The organism is Methylobacterium sp. E-065 (assembly GCF_022829605.1).
Taxonomy (GTDB): Bacteria; Pseudomonadota; Alphaproteobacteria; order Rhizobiales; family Beijerinckiaceae; genus Methylobacterium.
This window is the reverse complement of the sequence record NZ_JAKSYD010000128.1, coordinates 52,412-69,811: the sequence shown is the minus strand read 5'-3', so window position 1 is coordinate 69,811 and position 17,400 is coordinate 52,412. Positions and strand designations below refer to the sequence as shown.

Annotated in this window: 17 protein-coding genes; 7 read left to right on the top strand and 10 right to left on the bottom strand. The window is 69.4% G+C overall.

Features of this window, described 5'->3' with window-relative positions; all coding sequences use genetic code 11:
- The first annotated feature begins 8 nt into the window (after nt 1–8).
- Entirely contained in the window at nt 9–881 is an 873-nt protein-coding gene (locus MKK84_RS17780) for a hypothetical protein (protein ID WP_243922209.1), read from the top strand.
- 18 nt (nt 882–899) lie between these two features.
- Here MKK84_RS17780 and MKK84_RS17775 read toward each other — a convergent pair whose 3' ends face one another.
- From MKK84_RS17775 to MKK84_RS17760, 4 genes are all read right to left on the bottom strand, one after another.
- Complete coding sequence (locus MKK84_RS17775) at nt 900–2,627, bottom strand: sensor histidine kinase (protein ID WP_243921981.1); 1,728 nt, start codon at nt 2,625–2,627, stop codon at nt 900–902.
- Nucleotides 2,628–2,804: 177 nt separating this feature from the next.
- On the bottom strand, nt 2,805–3,548 hold the full coding sequence (locus MKK84_RS17770; RefSeq protein ID WP_243921979.1) for a tRNA (guanine(46)-N(7))-methyltransferase TrmB: 744 nt from the start codon (nt 3,546–3,548) through the stop codon (nt 2,805–2,807).
- 172 nt (nt 3,549–3,720) lie between these two features.
- The gene (gene metK, locus MKK84_RS17765) at nt 3,721–4,899 is read right to left on the bottom strand and encodes a methionine adenosyltransferase (protein WP_243921977.1); all 1,179 of its coding nucleotides are present in this window, start codon (nt 4,897–4,899) and stop codon (nt 3,721–3,723) included.
- A gap of 259 nt (nt 4,900–5,158) precedes the next feature.
- A complete protein-coding gene (locus MKK84_RS17760; protein ID WP_243921975.1) occupies nt 5,159–5,566 on the bottom strand; it encodes a helix-turn-helix domain-containing protein in 408 nt (135 codons plus the stop codon).
- A 578-nt stretch (nt 5,567–6,144) separates the two neighbouring features.
- Between MKK84_RS17760 and MKK84_RS17755 the strand changes: the two genes are divergently transcribed.
- The 3 genes from MKK84_RS17755 (at nt 6,145) to MKK84_RS17745 (ending at nt 9,219) form a co-directional block, all read left to right on the top strand.
- Nucleotides 6,145–6,978, top strand: a complete 834-nt coding sequence (locus MKK84_RS17755) for a thermonuclease family protein (RefSeq protein WP_243921974.1) — start codon at nt 6,145–6,147, stop codon at nt 6,976–6,978.
- A gap of 5 nt (nt 6,979–6,983) precedes the next feature.
- Nucleotides 6,984–8,465 carry a M48 family metalloprotease gene (locus MKK84_RS17750; protein WP_243921972.1) on the top strand — a complete coding sequence of 494 codons (1,482 nt, stop codon included), beginning with the start codon at nt 6,984–6,986 and terminating at the stop codon, nt 8,463–8,465.
- 73 nt (nt 8,466–8,538) lie between these two features.
- Complete coding sequence (locus MKK84_RS17745; RefSeq protein ID WP_243921970.1) at nt 8,539–9,219, top strand: glutathione S-transferase family protein; 681 nt, start codon at nt 8,539–8,541, stop codon at nt 9,217–9,219.
- Between the two features lie 9 nt (nt 9,220–9,228).
- Here MKK84_RS17745 and MKK84_RS17740 read toward each other — a convergent pair whose 3' ends face one another.
- The 5 genes from MKK84_RS17740 to MKK84_RS17720 form a co-directional block, all read right to left on the bottom strand.
- A complete protein-coding gene (locus MKK84_RS17740; RefSeq protein ID WP_243921968.1) occupies nt 9,229–9,384 on the bottom strand; it encodes a hypothetical protein in 156 nt (51 codons plus the stop codon).
- 65 nt (nt 9,385–9,449) lie between these two features.
- Nucleotides 9,450–9,887: an EamA family transporter gene (locus MKK84_RS17735; protein WP_243921966.1), complete on the bottom strand. Its 438-nt coding sequence runs from the start codon at nt 9,885–9,887 to the stop codon at nt 9,450–9,452.
- A 196-nt stretch (nt 9,888–10,083) separates the two neighbouring features.
- Nucleotides 10,084–12,351, bottom strand: coding sequence for a xanthine dehydrogenase family protein molybdopterin-binding subunit (locus MKK84_RS17730; RefSeq protein ID WP_243921964.1), 2,268 nt, complete (start codon nt 12,349–12,351; stop codon nt 10,084–10,086).
- 7 nt (nt 12,352–12,358) lie between these two features.
- Entirely contained in the window at nt 12,359–13,366 is a 1,008-nt protein-coding gene (locus MKK84_RS17725) for an FAD binding domain-containing protein (RefSeq protein WP_243921962.1), read from the bottom strand.
- Nucleotides 13,363–13,887: a (2Fe-2S)-binding protein gene (locus MKK84_RS17720; RefSeq protein ID WP_243921960.1), complete on the bottom strand. Its 525-nt coding sequence runs from the start codon at nt 13,885–13,887 to the stop codon at nt 13,363–13,365. Before MKK84_RS17720 ends, MKK84_RS17725 begins: the two co-directional genes overlap by 4 nt.
- Nucleotides 13,888–14,234: 347 nt before the next feature.
- On the opposite strand from MKK84_RS17720, the gene MKK84_RS17715 reads away from it, so the two are divergent.
- Complete coding sequence (locus MKK84_RS17715) at nt 14,235–15,620, top strand: M20/M25/M40 family metallo-hydrolase (protein WP_243921958.1); 1,386 nt, start codon at nt 14,235–14,237, stop codon at nt 15,618–15,620.
- Nucleotides 15,621–15,624: 4 nt separating this feature from the next.
- On the opposite strand, the gene MKK84_RS17710 is transcribed toward MKK84_RS17715, so the two are convergent.
- Nucleotides 15,625–16,326, bottom strand: a complete 702-nt coding sequence (locus MKK84_RS17710) for a ParA family protein (protein ID WP_243921956.1) — start codon at nt 16,324–16,326, stop codon at nt 15,625–15,627.
- A 175-nt stretch (nt 16,327–16,501) separates the two neighbouring features.
- Here MKK84_RS17710 and MKK84_RS17705 point away from each other — a divergent pair, with 175 nt between their 5' ends.
- Together MKK84_RS17705 and MKK84_RS17700 are read left to right on the top strand one after the other, a co-directional pair.
- Nucleotides 16,502–16,654: a hypothetical protein gene (locus tag MKK84_RS17705; RefSeq protein WP_243921955.1), complete on the top strand. Its 153-nt coding sequence runs from the start codon at nt 16,502–16,504 to the stop codon at nt 16,652–16,654.
- A gap of 302 nt (nt 16,655–16,956) precedes the next feature.
- Nucleotides 16,957–17,400, top strand: coding sequence for an MEKHLA domain-containing protein (locus MKK84_RS17700; protein ID WP_243921953.1), 444 nt, complete (start codon nt 16,957–16,959; stop codon nt 17,398–17,400).

The window sequence follows — 17,400 nt, the reverse complement described above, 5'->3', positions numbered from 1 at the left end:
AGAGTCTCATGATCGCTGCGCTGTTCGCGCTCGCCGCCGCCATGATCATCGGGGGCTGCGCCGCCGTGATCCAGGGCTTCCCGTATGTACGGCTGGAGAGCGGGCTCGCGATGGTGATCGCGGGCTCGGTGGCGGCCTCTTCGGGGGCGGTCCTGCTCGGCCTCGGCGTGCTCGCTGTCAGCTTCCGGCGCGTCGCGCGGGCGATCGAACAGGTTCCGACATCGGGGCCGCGGCAAGTCTCGCCCGAAGCTGCGCCCCTTGCCACGACCCTATCCTCGCCCGGCGCGGCGCCGAACACCGCCGACGAGGCCCGGGCTCGGCTGCCGATCCTACCCGCGGCCCCAGCCTTCATCGTGCCGTCGGTGGTCGAGCCGCCCTTCGATCCCGAGCGCCCTCGGATCGAGCCGAACCTGGATCTCCGGCCTGAGGCGGCTTCACCTGTGCCGGCCGATCTACTGAAACCGGTCCGGGCCGAGCCGAGCCTGTACACCCCTGTGCCGCCCATCGTCCCGCGGGGGCCGATCCCTCCGTCCCAGCCGGAGGCGCCCCGATCCGAGGCGGTGCAGTCCGTGGGGGTGCAGCCGGCAGGCGTGATCGCCCCCGAGGATGATCTGTTCGCCGCGCCCGAATCCTTCCTTGGACCGGGGGCGGGGCCGCCTGCGCATCTGACCCCCGAGCCGGAGCCGCAGCCATCAGCCCCGAAGCCGGACACACGCACCGTGGTTGGGCGCTACGCCTCGGGCGGCAACACCTACGTGATGTTCGAGAACGGCTCGATCGAGGCGGAGACGCCGCAGGGCCGGTTCACCTTCGCGTCCCTCGACGAGTTGAAGGCCTTCGTGGACGGCGGCGGCGAATCCGGCTCACGGGGCGCGGCCTGAGCGCCCGTTTCGGGTGGATCACACCAGCGGGTTGAGGCTGTCGTTGCGCGGCGGGATCGGGGCCCGCATGGTGAGGGCGAAGCCGTCGGGAGCGTAGTCGGTCGTCACCTCAGCCTGGACCTGCGCGATCAGGACCCTCTGGAGCAGCCGCGAGCCAAAACCCTGGCGGCTCGGCGGCGCCACCGGCGGCCCGCCGGTCTCCCGCCACGAAAAGCGCAGGATGCCGGCCGGCCCGCCGGGCTCCAGGGTCCAATCCACCGCGACCCGCCCGGTTCGGTTCGAGAGCGCCCCGTACTTGGCGGCGTTGGTGGTGAGTTCGTGGATCGCCATCCCGATCGGCACCGCGATCTCGGAGGGCAGGTCGATGGCCGGCCCCGACAGGCTGATCCGGCCCTCCGCGCCGCCGTCCGCGGTCACCTCCGCGTAGGGCTTCAGCTCGTTGAGCAGGAGGTTCTCCAGCGAGGCCATCTGCCACGTGTCCTCGGTGAGCACCGAGTGCGTGTGGGCCAACGATTTGATGCGCCCGACGAAGGCCTCGTAGAAGCTCTCGATGCTCGACGCCGTCCGCGCGGTGGACCCCACGATCGCCTGGACGGTGGCGAGCGTGTTCTTCACCCGGTGGTGCAGCTCGCGGATCAGCAGGCTCTGGCGCTCCTCGGCGAGGCGCCGGTCGGTCACGTCCGCGACCACGCCGATCAGGCGGCGCGGCAAGCGGCCGGGGGCATCGCGCTCGAATCGGCCAGCCATGTCGATCGTGCGCCATGCGCCGTCCGATTTGCGCCGGATGCGGCCGCCGATCTGCAGGATCCCATCCTCACGCAGCGCCCGCGAGATCGCCTTGCGCACGGCCGGGCGGTCCTCCGGGTGGAGGATGTCGTTCAGGAACTCGGCCTTGCCGATGGTGCCGTCTTCGGGCGCGTGCCCGAAGATCTCGTACATGTGCTCGTTCTCCCAGATCGCCTGGTCCTCGAGCATGTGCCACTCGAAGATCCCGAGCTTCGCGATCGTGGTCGCGACCCGCAGGCGCTGGTCGCGGGACAGGATCTCGTCCCGGGCCTCGACCCGGGTGGTGATGTCCTGGATCACGCCGACCATGCTGGCGGGCTCGCCGTCGGAGCCAAGCACCGCCTGTCCCCGGACGCGCAGGATCACCGTTCGCCCGGCCACCGTGATGGGCGTGTCGAACTGATAGGGCGAACCGGTCGCGCGCGCCTCGGCGATGAGCGCGCTGAGGCGCGCGAGTTCGGCCTCAGACAGGCTGGTCTTCATGTCCTCCCACGAAACGGAGCGGCCCGGCGGTCGGCCCAGGATCCGTGCCGCGCGCCGAGACAGGGTGAGGAGACCCGTGGCCCGGTCCCAGCGCCATTCGCCGAGGCCCGCGGCGGAAAGCGCCTCGCTGTTCGCCTCGGAATGGGCGGCCACATCCACGTCCACGGCTTCAACCACGAGGGTGCGGCCGGCCCGGCTTACCCGCACGTCGAGGGGGCTGCCATCCGTCCGCCGCCAGACCTGAAGGCCGGCCTGGAGGCCGTTCTGACGGTCTCCTGGGCCTCCGCCGAGCACGTCGGCCACCGCCCGGCCGGGCAGCGTGCCCGGGTCCCATCCGATCAGATCATGCAGGGTCCGGTTGGCGGCGGCGATCACGCTCTCGTCCGCCGCCAGCACGAGGAGGCCGATCGCGGCCTCCTCGAAGCCGGTGCGATACGGGTCGTCCACCGCCGGGCCCTGAGCCACCCGCTCACTCACTTGGACGAATCCTCGAACGCGCCCCAGCGCGCTCCCGCTTGAGCTGGCCTCCCGCCCGTCGCGACCGAATCAGGATGCCGCCCGAGCGTGGCCGTGGCAAGGTGGTCCCCTGGAATTGCGGTGCCCCATCCCTGCGGGCTTAGAGCCTGGGCAGCCGAAGGGGAAGCCGGGCGCGCGTCAGGCTGAGGTTTCGGAGCCGCGCGGGAGACGGGCGAACTCGAGGTAAGTCGGCCGCCGTCCGGCCGCCAGCGCCTTGGCCTCGTAGCGGGTGCCGGGCCAGTCCGGGAAGGCTTTCGTCCAGTCCGACGCCGCGCGCGCCGTCCAAGTCAGCACCGGGCAGCGCGCGGCTCGCACCAGGGTCCAGCCGGCATAGTCGTCGATGTCGCTGGCGAAGCGGAACAGGCCACCATCCTTGAGGACCCGGCCGATCTCCGCGAGCGAGGCGTCCGAGACGAAGCGGCGCTTGCGCTGGCGCCGCTTCGGCCACGGATCGGGATAGAGCAGGTAGACCCGGTCCAGGCAGGCATCCGGCAGGCGCGCCAGCAGAGCGGTCACGTCTTCGTCACGGATGCGGATGTTGCGTAAGGACCGCGCCTCGATCGCGGCGAGCAGCTTCACAACGCCGTTGACGAAGGGCTCGGCCCCGATGAAGCCGATCTTGGGCTGGGCCGCGGCCTGCGCGGCGAGGTGCTCTCCGCCCCCGAAGCCGATCTCGAGCCAAACCGCTTCAGGTGGGGCGGAGAAGAGCGTGCGCGGATCGAGGGGCCGGTCGTCCGGCGGCAGGCTTACGCGCAGCTTGGGCAACAGATCGGCGAGCCGCCGCTCCTGCTCGCCGCGCAGGCGCTTGCCCTTGCGCCGGCCGAAGAAGGCACGCTCCGGCTCCTCGGCCGGCTGGCCGGGTCGCTGGCTCATCTCAGACATGGCAACGACTTGGTTTCGGCCGGTTCAGCGCAAGAGTGAAGGGTTTCCAAAGGGCGCGAGCCCTTTGGCGGGTCGTCAGGGCAGAGCCCGACATTGGGCGCAGCCCAACAGCAGGGCTTTAGCCCGGCACCCGCAAAAGGTCTCGACCTTTTGAAACCGGACTGCGCGAGGCTCAGGCCAGCGCGGACTTCAGCTTGTCGGCGAGGTCGGTCCGCTCCCAGGAGAAGCCGCCATCGGCCTCCGGCGCGCGGCCGAAATGGCCGTAGGCCGCGGTGCGCGCGTAGATCGGCTTGTTGAGGCCGAGCGCCGTGCGGATACCGCGGGGCGAGAGGTCCAGGGCGTCCATCAGCACGCCTTCGAGCTTGGCCTCGTCCACGTTCCCGGTGCCGTGCAGGTCGACATAGATCGAGAGCGGCTTCGACACGCCGATCGCGTAGGCAAGCTGGATCGTCGCGCGGCGGGCGAGCCCGGCGGCCACGACGTTCTTGGCGAGGTAGCGGGCCGCGTAGGCCGCCGAGCGGTCCACCTTGGTCGGATCCTTGCCCGAGAAGGCACCGCCGCCGTGGGGCGCAGCGCCGCCGTAGGTGTCCACGATGATCTTGCGGCCGGTGAGGCCAGCATCGCCGTCCGGACCGCCGATCACGAACTTGCCGGTCGGGTTCACGTGCCAGGCAGTGCTCTCGTTGACCCAGCCCTCCGGCAGGGCCTTGCGGATGTAGGGCTCCACGATGGCGCGCACGTCCGCCGAGTCCAAGGACTCGTCGAGGTGCTGGGTCGAGAGCACGATCTGGGTCACCTCGACCGGGCGGCCGTTCTCGTAGCGGACCGTGACCTGGCTCTTGGCGTCGGGGCCGAGCTTGGCGGCATCGCCCTGCTTGGCCCGGCGGGCGTCGGCGAGGTCCTTGAGGATCCGGTGGGCGTAGAAGATCGGGGCCGGCATCAGCTCGGGCGTCTCGTCGGCGGCGTAGCCGAACATGATGCCCTGGTCGCCCGCGCCCTCGTCCTTGTTGCCGGCGGCGTCCACGCCCTGGGCGATGTCGGCCGACTGGGCGTGCAGGTGGATGGCGACGTCGTTGTTCTTCCAGTGGAAGCCGGCCTGCTCGTAGCCGATATCCTTCACCGCCTCGCGGGTCAGGGCTTCGAGATCCTTGAAGGTGACCGAGTCCGGTCCACGCACCTCACCGGCGATGACGATGCGGTTGGTGGTGGCCAGCGTCTCAACCCCAAGCCGCGCTTCCGGCATCGCCGTCAGGTAGGCGTCGACCACGGTGTCCGAGATCCTGTCGCAGACCTTGTCCGGATGCCCCTCGGAGACGGACTCACTGGTGAACAGGTAGTTGGAACGCGGCATGGACGGCCTCGGCTGCAGAGCACGCCTGCGCGATCGCGGCGCTTGACCCTAGTTTGGGTTGGGGTTCTCGCACCCGACCCGAGTCCGGTCAAGACGGATTGCCGAACGGATCCGCTATAACGGACGATGTGAGTGGAAAAACGGCCGGTGCTGAATACCGAGTTCATCGTGTCGAGAATCGCAATCGGCACGATGCTATCAGTTATCGCTCCGGCTCAGCTTTTCTCCAAAGCCGATGACGCCTTTTCGGAGCACCGTTCTAGTTGCCGAGCTTGTTCTCCAGGGCCCGAATCGCGTCGGCGACGTCGCGGCGGGTCTCCTCGGAGCAATTCTCGATGATGTGGCAACCCACGACCTCGGCCAACCCCTTCAGCCCGCTGTCGGACAGGGATGCCTGCTCGCGCTCGCCGAATCCGGGGGCGACGAAGTCATCGGTCCGCGGCATGCCCTTGAAGAAATAGTCCATCGGCACGCCGGTCATCCGGGAGAAGATGTCGAGATGGACGGCGCTGATCCGGTTCGTGCCCTTCTCGTACTTCTGGAGCTGGGCGGCAGACATACCGAAGCTTTGCGCGACGCGGCGCTGCGTGAGGGATGCCTTCCGCCGCTGCTCAGCGATGCGCTGCCCGACATAGACGTCGCGCTGATCGGTTTTCTGACCCGCCATGAAGAAGCTCGCCCACCCCCTTGCCACGATTCCTGGCGGCAAAGCTTAGCGCGCGCCGGCGAACTTGTCACCGGTGGGCGATCGACAAGGTGAACGATCCGGCCGCACCGTCTGGCTGTGCGGCACCCTGGACCTGAAAGAATGGCGTCCCCGGCAGGGCTCGAACCTGCGACCCCAGGTTTCATACCACTTCGGCTTTCGCCGCCGCGCCCCGGGAGCCGCGTTCGTGGTCTGGACTATCCCTTCACCCTGGACCGGACTCGCGCCCGGCCTTTAGGTGCCGCCCGTCTAGTCTCTACACCTTCCCGCGAGGCGCGAGTGCGCCGGGCGGGCTTGGCTCGGGATTGGCAGGGTACCGGACGGTAAGACGCCGGCGCCGGAAGCTTTCCCCGACTTTGAGCGGATCCGCCGCGCGGTTTCCCGATGCGACGCCCAATTGAACCTGTCTAGGAAACCTGTGCTCTGTCCAGCTGAGCTACGGAGACAACCGCGGGCTCCATAGCATTTCCCCCGCCGCAGGCCAACCGCGCCCGGGTGGACAGGCGCGCTTCACGGCGCATGATGTCCCGGGGTGTCGGATGCGCGGTACGGTGGGCGCGGCGAAGCGGATCGGAGCCGCGCTGCTGGCGGCGTGGGCGACGGTGACCTCCGTGCGGGGCGCACCGCGGGGCGGTGTGGCGGATTGCATGACGGGACCGGCGCGCGCCGAGGTGTTGGAGGGCGTCGGGCTCCGGGGCGAGATCCGCCTCGCCTCGGGGGCCCGTGCGGTGCTCGACTCCCTGCGCTGGCCGGACGCCCCGGAACCCGCCGCTGCGGCGCGGGGCTGGCTCGAGGCGCGGCGGGGTACCGGACTCACGGTGACGCCCCGCGGGCACCCCGATCGCTGGGGCCGGGAGCGGGCCGACATCCAAGTCGCGGAGGGCGACACGGATCTCGCGGGTGGCTTGATCGGCGAAGGTCTCGCCTTCGCCGACGCGAACGAGGCCGATTCGCTGTGCCGCCCGTCCCTGCATCTGGTCGAGGCCGCCGCGCAGGCAAAACGCCGCGGCCTGTGGCGGGAGCCGCTCCCGGCGGCAACCGACGGCCCGGCGCTCCGCGCGTTCGCCGGGCGCTTCGTCGTGGTGGAGGGCCGGCTGCACCATGTCGGCGAGCGCGGCGCCCGGACCTATCTCGATTTCGGGGCCCGGGGCGCGGACGCGCTCACGGTGACGGTATCGAAACGCACTTGGCGAATGGTGCGTGCCCGTGGTTTGAGTGCGGCCTCGCTCGAAGGCCGAACCGTGCAGGTACGCGGCATCCTGGAGATCTGGCGCGGTCCGACCCTGGAGGTCGGGGCCGACGCCATTGAGGTCCTCGGCGAGGCGGACCGGCCCGAGGCCGGCCCGGAGACGGAACGGGGGCTGCGGCGCTGATCGCGATGGGCGGGATCACGGGGGAATTTCGGGTGGCGGGATGTTTCCCGCGCAAGGCGGCGGCACCCTGTGCTGCAGCCGTGGCGTTCAGCATTCTGCTGGGTGCCTGCGTGGCCGACCAGACCGCGGCGACCATTCAGCCGGCGGTGGTGCGGGTCCCCGTGGAGGCGCCACGCACGACGGGTCGCGAGCGCGTCTCAGACGCCGACCATCTCAAGCTCGTGGCCTCCTTCGGAGGCGAGGCCCGCGCGCCCAACGTGACGCGGATGCTCACGGAGGTAACCGACCGCCTCGTGAAGGCGAGCGACCGGCCCGACCAGAGCTACGTGGTGACGCTGCTCGATTCGCCGGTGGTCAACGCTTTCGCGCTGCCGAACGGGCGGCTCTATGCCACCCGCGGGCTCGTGGCGCTGGCGAGCGACACCTCGGAGGTGGCGGCCGTGCTGGCGCACGAAATGGCGCACGTGACCCTCAACCACGCCACAGCCCGCAGCGAGCTGGAACTGCGCTCGGCGCTTGTCAGCCGGGTCGTGCGGGACGTGCTGAACGATCCCGATACCGGCGCGCAGCTTCAGAGCCAGTCGCGCTTCGCGCTGGCCCGATTCTCCCGGGAGCAGGAGCTGGAAGCCGACGCCACCGGCGTGCGCACGCTGGCCAAGGCCGGCTACGATCCGTTCGCGGCCGGCCGCTTCCTGACCGCCCTCAACCGCTCGACGGGGCTGAAGGCGAACAGCGCCACCGAGCCCGACATGCTGGCGACCCATCCGGGCACGGCCGAGCGCATCACCCAGGTCACCCGCGCGGCCCGCCGCATCGGCGCGCCGGGCATTGGCACCGACGACCGGGCCGCCTACCTCGCCGCGGTGGACGGACTCGCCTACGGCGACAACCCGCACGACGGGGCCGTGCGGGGGCACCTCTTCATCCATCCGGGGCTGGGCATCGCGTTCGAGGTGCCGGACGGGTTCGCCGTCGAGAACACCCGCTCGGCGGTCCTCGGCACGACCACGGACGGCAACCGCCGCCTGCTGTTCGACCAGATCGAAGCCAAGGACGGCCAGCCCCTCGACACCGTGCTGAAGGCGAGCTGGAACGACGCGTTCGATCCGGCGGGCTTCGAGACCCGGGAGGTGGCCGGCCACCCGGCCGCCTTCGCGTTGTCGCGGGGCAAGGAATGGACCTTCCGCCTCGCGGCGATCCGGATCGGCGATTCGACCTACCGGATGATCATGGCTGCCAAGGGCGCGACCGATCCCGACCCGGCCTTCCGCCGCTGGACCGAGACCCTCGGGGCAATTTCCCCGGATGAGGCGGTGCTGCGCCCCCTGCATCTGCAGGTGGTCCAGGCGGCCTCGACCAGCGCCGAGGAACTCGCCCGCCGCATGGCGGTGCCCGACCGGGCGCTCGACCGGTTCCTCGTCCTCAACGGGCTGGAACGCGGCGCCGCGCTGGTGCCGGGCCGCAGCTACAAGATCGTGACCGAATAGCCGCCCTGCGCGGTTGCGGCTTGTGCAGCGCGCGGCCTCGGACATCCTTCCGGGATCGTTCAGGGAGAGCGCCGTGATTCGATTCTTCTACAATCTCAGCCCCAACCCCATGAAGGTCGCCCTCTGTCTCGAGGAGATGGGCCTCCCCTACGAGACGGTGCCGGTGGATACCCGCAAGGGCGAGCAGTTCGACCCCGGCTATTCGGCGATCAACCCGAACGGGAAGGTGCCGGCGATCGTCGACGGCGACGTGACGGTGTTCGATTCGAACGCGATCCTGCTCTACCTCGCGGGCAAGACCGGGCTGTTCCTGCCCGGGGGCGAGCCGGCGCGGGGCGAGATGCTCTCCTGGTTGATGTTCGTGGCCACCGGCATCGGGCCGTTCTCGGGTCAGTGCGTGCATTTCCGCCACTTCGCGCGGGATGGCGGCGCCTACGCCACCGAGCGCTACACCTACGAGGCGCGCCGCCATTGGGGCGTCCTCGACCAGCGGCTGAAGGACCGCGCTTACGTGCTGGGCGAGACCTACACGATCGTCGACATGGCGGTGTGGGGCTGGGCCCGGATGGTGCCGTTCGTGCTCGGCGAGGAGGCCTTCAAGGACCTGCCCAACGTGAAGCGCCTTCTCGACGCGATCAACGCCCGGCCGGCTGCCCAGGCGGCGGAAGCGTTAAAGGGTCGCCACACGTTCAAGGCCGAGATGGATGAAGAAGCTCGGGGCTTCATGTTCCGCGCCGCGCGGGACGGCGCCTGACGGATCGCTTCAGGGCGCGGGGGCGGTCACCGTCAGCATCGGCAGCGTGATCGCGAGCGCGCCGCTTGGCGGCCTGTCGGCGCCCAGCGTCAGGCAGGCCGCGAGGCCGAGACATAGGGCGAGACCGAGGAGCGACGTCTCGAAGCCGCGGTAGAGCCAATCCATGGCGGTCCCCTTGCACGAGGCACCGCCAGAATGCGCCGGTCGGGTTAACGGATCGGTGTGCGACGTCACCAGCCGGAGGCGACAAGGGCGGCCCCGGCGGCGATCAGAGCGACGCCGGTCCAGGCGGCGAGGCTGAGCGTTTCGCCGAGCAGGCTCGTCCCGAGGATCGCCACCAGCACGACGCTGAGCTTGTCCAGCGGCGCGACCCGGGCGGCATCGCCCAGCGACAGCGCCCGGAAATAGCAGAGCCATGACGCTCCGGTGGCGAGCCCGGACAGGATCAGGAACACGAGGCTGCGGCCAGAAATCTGCGCAAGCCCACTCGCCTGCCCGGAGGCGACCACGATCAGGCCGGCGAAGATCAAGATGACCGCCGTGCGCAGGAAGGTCGCAACATCCGACGGGACGCCCGACACGCCGAGCTTGGCGAGGATCGCGGTGAGCGCCGCGAACCCTGCGGCGGCGAGCGCCCAGAAGCGCCAGGATTGCAGCAGGTGGCTCACGGGTTTTCAGAGAGCGCCGCTGTGCGGCGTGTCCTTGCGCCGGGTCCCGAGTCGCATTCAGCTGATCCTGCATGCGCCTGGGAGAAGGCGCCGCAATTCATTTTGCGCCGCCCTTTCCCGGATAGGTTGAGCGTCAGCGGAACCTGATCTGAGACCCAGCCCACAACGTGCCACGAAGCGGCTCCAACCCCGCTCCTCACAGCAGCTTGTCGACCGTGATCGGCAAGTGGCGCACCCGCTTGCCGGTGGCGTGGAACACCGCGTTGGTGATCGCCGCCGCGGTGCCGACGATGCCGATCTCGCCGAGGCCCTTCACGCCCAGCGGGTTCGCCTTGTCTTCCTCGTCCACGAAGATCACGTCGATGTCGTAGATATCGGCGTTCACCGGCACATGGTACTCGCCGAGATTGTGGTTCATGAACCGGCCGATCCGGTGGTCGAGCATCGACTCCTCCTCCAGCGCCGAGCCGATCCCCATCACCACGCCGCCGAGGATCTGGCTGCGCGCCGTCTTCGGGTTCAGGATCTTGCCAGCCGCGATCGCCGAGACGATGCGGGTCACCCGGACCTGCCCCAACTCTTCGTCGACCTTCACCTCGGCGAAGATGGCAGAATGGGTGTAGGCCTCGTAGGCCTGATTGAAGTCCTTGTCCGGGCCAGCCTCCTCGACCGCCTCGACCTTGTCGACGCCTGCCGCCTGCAGCACCTCCACCAGGGCAACACTGCGACCGGGATCGCCCGCGACCGAAATGCGGCCGTCCGCGAACACCGCCCGGTCGAAATCGACATTGGCGAGCGGCGAGTTCTCCATCGCGCGGGCGAGCTTGAACACCTGTTCGCCGACCTTGCGGCAGGCCTTCATCACGGCGGTGCCCGAGGAGGCCGCCGTCCATGAACCGCCTGCGACCGGGGCCTCGGGCAGGCGGGTGTCGCCGAGCTTGGTGGTGACCGACTCCATCGACAGGCCGAGGGTATCGGCAGCGATCTGGGTCAGGATCGTGTAGGTGCCGGTGCCGATGTCGCCGGTGGAGTTGCCGACCGTCAGGCGGCCGTCCGGCGTCAGGGTCGCGATGGCGCTCGACTGCATCATCATCGATTCCCAGATGCCGGTGGCCACGCCCCAGCCGACCAGCTCCCGTCCCTCGCGGGTGGTGCGCGGCTCGGGCTTGCGCTTCGCCCAGCCGAAGCGCTCGGCGCCGAGCGCGAAGCAGCGCCGCAGCTCCTTCGAGCCGAACGGCTTGCCCTCGGCGGTGGCGTCGGATTCGGCGTAGTTCTTCAGCCGCAGCGCGATCGGGTCCATGCCGGTCGCGTAGGCGAGTTCATCCATGGCGGTTTCGATGGCGAACACGCCGGTGACCGCGCCGGGCGCGCGCATGTCGCCCGGGGTCGGCGTGTCGAGCTTCACCAGCCGGTAGCCCAGGGCGACGTTGTCGCATTTGTACAGGACGCCCGACCAGTTGACGACGACCTCCTGGTAATCCTCGTACTGCGAGGTACCCTGAACGGCGTCGTGCCGCAGAGCCGTCAGGGTTCCGTCCGGCTCGGCGCCGAGCGCGATCGTCTGCAGCGCCTCGGACCGGTAGGTGAAGCTCCACATCTGGTCGCGGGTCAGGGTCACGCGGACGGAGCGCTTGAGCTCCTGCGCGGCCAGCATCGCCAGGAACAGCTGGTATTGCGGGCGCAGGCCCGAGCCGAAGCCGCCGCCGAGATAGGGGTTGAGCACCCGCACCTGATCGGGCTTCAGGCCGAACACGTTGGTGAGATACTGGTGGCTGTTCGAGACGCCCTGGATCTTGTCGTAGACCGTGTAGGTCCCGTCCTGCTCCACAACGACGGTGGAGGCGTGCGGCTCCATCGGGTTGTGGTGCTCGTCGGCGAGGCTGTAGGCGCCCTGCACGCGGACCGGTGCGCTGTCGAAAGCCGCGTCGGCGTCGCCCCAGGGCTTCGGCGGCGGCTTGATGCCCTGGCGCTTGCCCGGCGGGTCGTAGGCGGTGCCGCGCAGGTCCCCCAGGTCGGTCCCCGGCTCCTGCGCCGCGTAGGTCACGTGGACCAGTGATGCGGCGTAGCGCGCCGTTTCGAAATCCTCGGCCACCACCAGGGCGACCGGCTGGCCGCTGAACGCGATCAGATCGTCGTAGAGCGCGCGGAACGGCGAGCCAGGGGGCGCCACCTGATCCTGGAAGTTCTTGTCCCGCCACGCGGTGCGCGGCCGGTTTTCGTGAGTGAGCACCTTGAGGACGCCCGGCACTGCCTCGGCCTTGGTCGCGTCGATCGACATGATCCGGCCCTTGGCGATGGCGCTCGATACCACGTACCCATAGGCGAGGCCGGGGGCGGCGAACTCGCCCGCGTATTTGGCGAGGCCGGTGACCTTGGCGGGGCCGTCGATGCGGCTGCGCGGGGTGCCCACGAAGGTGTCGCGGCCGGTGGAGCTGAAGGTCTGGGGGCTTGCGGTGTCGGTCATGGCGGGCCTACTGGATGCGCTTGTCGCTGAGCGACTGGGGCGTGCCGGCAGCGGCCTGTTCGAGGCCGCGCACGATGGCCCGCCGGGCGAGATCGATCTTGAAGCCGTTCTCCGACTGGGGCTGCGCCTCGGAGACGATCAGGTCGGCCGCCGCTTGGAAGCTCTCGCGCGTGGCGGGCTTGCCTTCGAGCAGGGCCTCGGCCTCGCGGTTGCGCCAAGGTTTGTGGGCGACGCCGCCGAGCGCAAGGCGCGCAGTCTTCACCGTGTCGCCGTCGAGCTCCAAGGCCGCCGCCACCGAGACCAGCGCGAAGGCGTAGGACAGGCGATCGCGCAGCTTCAGGTAGGTGTAGTGCTGCGGAAAGCGGCTCTCCGGCAGGTCGACCGCGACGATGATCTCGCCGGGGGCGAGGTTGGTGTCGGTCTCCGGCGTGTCGCCCGGCAGGCGGTGGAACTCCGAGAACGGGATCGAGCGGTCGCCCTGCGGCCCGCTCACCTGCACGGTGGCCTCCAGGGCGGCCAGCGCGATGCACATGTCGGAGGGATGCGTGGCGATGCAGTTCTCGCTCGTCCCGAAGATCGCGTGGATGCGGTTCATCCCGCCGATTGCCGGGCAGCCGGAGCCGGGCTCGCGCTTGTTGCAGGCGGTGGCCGTGTCGTAAAAGTAGTAGCAGCGGGTGCGCTGGAGCAGGTTGCCGCCGGTGGAGGCCGCGTTGCGCAGCTGCGCCGAAGCGCCGGCCAGGATGGCGTTGCGCAGCAGCGGATAGCGCTCCGCGACGCGGTCGTCGTAGGCCACCTTGGCGTTTGTGGCGAGCGCCCCGATCCGCAGGCCGTTCCCGTGAGCCTCGATCTTGTCGAGGGGCAGGCGGGTGATGTCGATCAGCCGGCCCGGCTTCTCGACGTCGTACTTCATCAGGTCGATCAGGTTGGTGCCGCCCGCGATGAAGCGGGCCCCGGCCCCGAAGGCCTGCACCGCCTCCGCCACCGTGCCTGCGCGGACGTAATCGAAGCGGTTCATCGGGCGCCTCCCTGCATGACGTCCTCGATGGCGTCGACGATGTTGGTGTAGGCCCCGCAGCGGCAGATGTTGCCGCTCATCGCTTCGCGGATCTCATCGCGCGTATGGGCATGGCCCTCGTTCATCAGGCCGACCGACGAGCAGAGCTGGCCCGGGGTGCAGTAGCCGCACTGGAAGGCATCGTGCTCGATGAACGCCTCCTGGATCGGGTGGAGGGCGTTGCTGCCTGCCCGGTCGCCGAGGCCGGCGAGGCCTTCCACCGTGGTGATCTCGGCGCCGTCCTTCATCACGGCGAGGGTCAGGCAGGAATTGACCCGGGTGCCATTCACCAGAACCGTGCAGGCGCCACACTGTCCGTGGTCGCAACCCTTCTTGGTGCCGGTCAGGTCGAGCCGTTCGCGCAGAAGGTCGAGCAACGTAGTCCATGGGGCGACTTGAAGCTCGCGCCGCTGCCCGTTGATCGTGAGCGTGATGCCAATGGGCGTATCCGCCGACACGGGCGGCTGGTTCTCAAGGCGCATGGCGTGTCCACGGTGCGGGGCGGCGGGCTCTGTCGACAACCGTTCCAATCCGCGCCCGTTCCGGGGCAGCGATTCTCGGTCTCGGATCGGACGGCTGTGGCTGCGGATTCGTGTGCTGGATCTCGGATCAGGCTCCGCTTCGCTTCACCTGCCCGGGAAAGGGGACAGTGCAACATGAAGCGCGGCGCCCTCTCGCGGGCGCATGCAGCGACAGCGGAATGCGACCCGGATCCAGCACGAGACGCGCCGTGCAGCGGCTCCAGAGCCAATCCATCCGCCGCCCGACATTGCCGCCCCTGCCCCGCCTCGGCTAACCCTCGTGCTGCGAACAAACCCCGGAGCCCCCGATGGCCGCGCTCGACGCGATCCTCAACGACATCGACGCCGATCTGGAGAACGCCCTGGAGCGGCTGTTCGCCTTCCTGCGGATCCCGTCGATCTCCACCGATCCGGCCTTCGCCGGCCCGTGCCGGGAGGCCGCCGCCTGGCTGGCCCAGGATCTCACGGCGCTGGGCTTCGAGACCTCCGTGGAGGAGACCTCGCTCCACCCGGTGGTGCTGGCTCACAAGCCGAAGCCCGGGGCGCCGCACGTCCTGTTCTACGGCCATTACGACGTGCAGCCGGTCGATCCCCTCGACCTCTGGACGACGCCGCCCTTCGAGCCGCACATCGCCGACGACGGGCAGGGCGGAAAAAAGATCGTCGGGCGTGGCGCCTCCGACGACAAGGGGCAGGTGATGACCTTCGTGGAGGCATGCCGGGCCACCATCGCGATGAACGGCGAGTTGCCCTGCGGCGTCACCATCCTGATCGAGGGCGCGGAGGAGAGCGGATCGCAGGGCCTGCCCGAATGGGTCGCGGCCAATCGAGAAAGACTCGGCTGCGACGTGGTGCTGGTCTGCGACACCGGCATGTGGAACCGCACCACCCCGGCCATCACCTCGTCGCTGCGCGGCCTTGCCTATTTCGAGGTCATCGTGACCTGCGCTGATCGCGACCTGCATTCGGGCTTCTTCGGCGGGGCGGCGCGCAATCCGATCCACGTGCTGTCCAAGATCATCGCCGACCTACACGATGACGACGGGCGGGTGACCCTCACAGGCTTCTACGAAGGCGTCCACGAGCGTCCGCCCGAGGTTCTGGAGCAGTGGCGCGGCCTCGGCCTGACGCCCGAGACGCTGCTCGGCCCGATCGGCCTCAAGGAGCCCGCGGGCGAGCGCGGGCGGATGCCGATCGAGCTGGTGCAGTCGCGCCCCTCCTGCGACGCCAACGGCATCATCGGCGGCTACACGGGCGAAGGCACCAAGACGGTGATCGCCTCCACGGCCTCGGCCAAGGTCTCGTTCCGCCTCGTGGACGATCAGGACCCGAAGCGGCTGGCCGAGGCGTTCGAGGCCTTCGTGCGGGCACGGATCCCGGCCGATTGCCGGGTCGAGGTCATCACCTACAAGGGTTCGCGGGCGATCACCCTGCCGTTCGACATGCCGCAGCTCGGGGCCGCCAAGGCCGCGCTCGCCGAGGAATGGGGCGTGCCGGCCGTCACCGTGGGGGCCGGCGGCTCGATCCCGATCGTGGGCGATTTCAAGCGGATCCTCGGACGCGACACCCTGCTGATCGGCTTCGGGCTCGACGATGACCGGATCCACTCGCCCAACGAGAAGTACGATCTGACGAGCTTCCACAAGGGCACGCGCTCCTGGGCGCGGATCCTCGCGGCCCTCGGCCAGCGCTGAGGCCTCAGTGCGCCGTCGCCCGCATCTTCGCGTCGATCCAGGCCCACAGGGCCCGGATCTCCTCGGCGGCCGGGCCACCGGGGGCGTATTCCGTGACACCGAGGCCGGTCGCCAAGGCGTCCTGGTGGTCGACCCGGTGGATGATGCTCGGCTCGGCCAGCACGCCCAGTCCGTGCAGCTGCTCGGCATAGGCGCTGGTGCGGGGCGAGGGCAGCGGCGGGCACTGGTTCAGCACGAGGGCCAGCCGCCCGCGCAGGCCGAGATCGACCAGCGCCTTGAGCGTCGGGCGCGCCGCCACGATGTCGAGCCGCGAGGGCCGCACCGGCAGCAGCGCGAAATCGGCTGCCTTCAGGGCCGGCGCCAGCCCCGCGGCGCTGCCGGCGGTGTCGAGGACGGCGAGCGTCGTGCCCTGCTCGGCCAGTTGGTCCAGGATCGCCGGGAGCTGCCCGATCTCCCAGGGCTGGACCCGATCGACGGCGACGGATCGCTCCGTCCGGAGAGCACCCCAGCCAGCCAGGGAGTTCTGCGGATCGAGATCGAGCGCGGCCACGCGCTCGCCCGCCTCCGCGGCGGCCACCGCCAGGGAGGCGGCCAGCGTCGTCTTGCCGGTGCCGCCCTTCTGAACGGCGATCGCAAGAATCCGCAGCGGCCGAACGACTGACTGGGCCGAGGTCCCGGGCTCGATCCCGGATCCTTCAGGATCCATGCATCCCACCTGTCGATCGCCTGTGTTTCGGACGTGCCATCGCGGAACCGCCGCCTCCATCCAGCGGATTTTGGCAGCCGTGACCCGGAGCTTGAACGGCGGCCCCGGCTCGGCGACTCGCGCACGCGCGATGCCGCTTCGAGGATGGTATTCCGGACTTCATGACGACGAGACTATGAACACCCTGAAGCCGGCCGCCGGCCCTCGGATCGGCTCAAGAGCGTGGAAAGAGAAGCGCCCGGGTCGAGACCGGCATAAAATCAATCCCGGCTCGACCATGATCTTTTTGAAGACCATGAACCGCGCCCACGGAACCTCGGTGATCTGACCGTCGCAGCACCGATACTGATTGGGCTATAACGTCACCGATGCAAGTTCGTCAACCCGCCCAACCAATACGAGATACATTCTAAATCAGACATCAATACAATTATTGAACTAGTTTATAGTCTATAATAATTGTGGAGACGAGTGCGGCAGCAAAATATCTGGGATGCATTTGATGTATTCACGAAAGCGTATTTGTCAGCAGCCGCAGTTGCGGATCGCCGTTGCACGCTGCGATCGAACCGGGTCTGACTGCATCCGCATGATCCGCGGCCGCTTGGGCCGCTCCCTTTTCGGCACGCCATGACCGACCTCTCGCACGACCCGGACTTCTTCGCCGTGCTCACCGACAGGTACGCGCGGCGCCTGGGCACGCCACTTGTGCCCGAAGGTGCGGACGCGGCGTGGCTCTACGGGCAGGCGCCGTTCGCGGTCCTGGCGCATGACGGCGGCGCGGATCCGCGCTTCGTCTACGCCAACCGGGCCGCACAGGCCTGCTTCGGATACAGCCGGGAGGAACTCGTCGGCCTGCCCTCGCGGCTCTCGGCCGAGGCGCCCGAGCGGGCCGAGCGCCAGCGGCTGCTCGACGCCGTGACCCGGGACGGATTCACCCGCGGCTACCGCGGCCTGCGCATCGCCAAGGACGGGCGGCGCTTCTGGATCGAGCGCGCGGTGGTCTGGCAGCTCGAGCGTGACGGCGTGCCCGTTGGGCAGGCGGCGACGTTTTCGGAGTGGCGCGACGCGTGA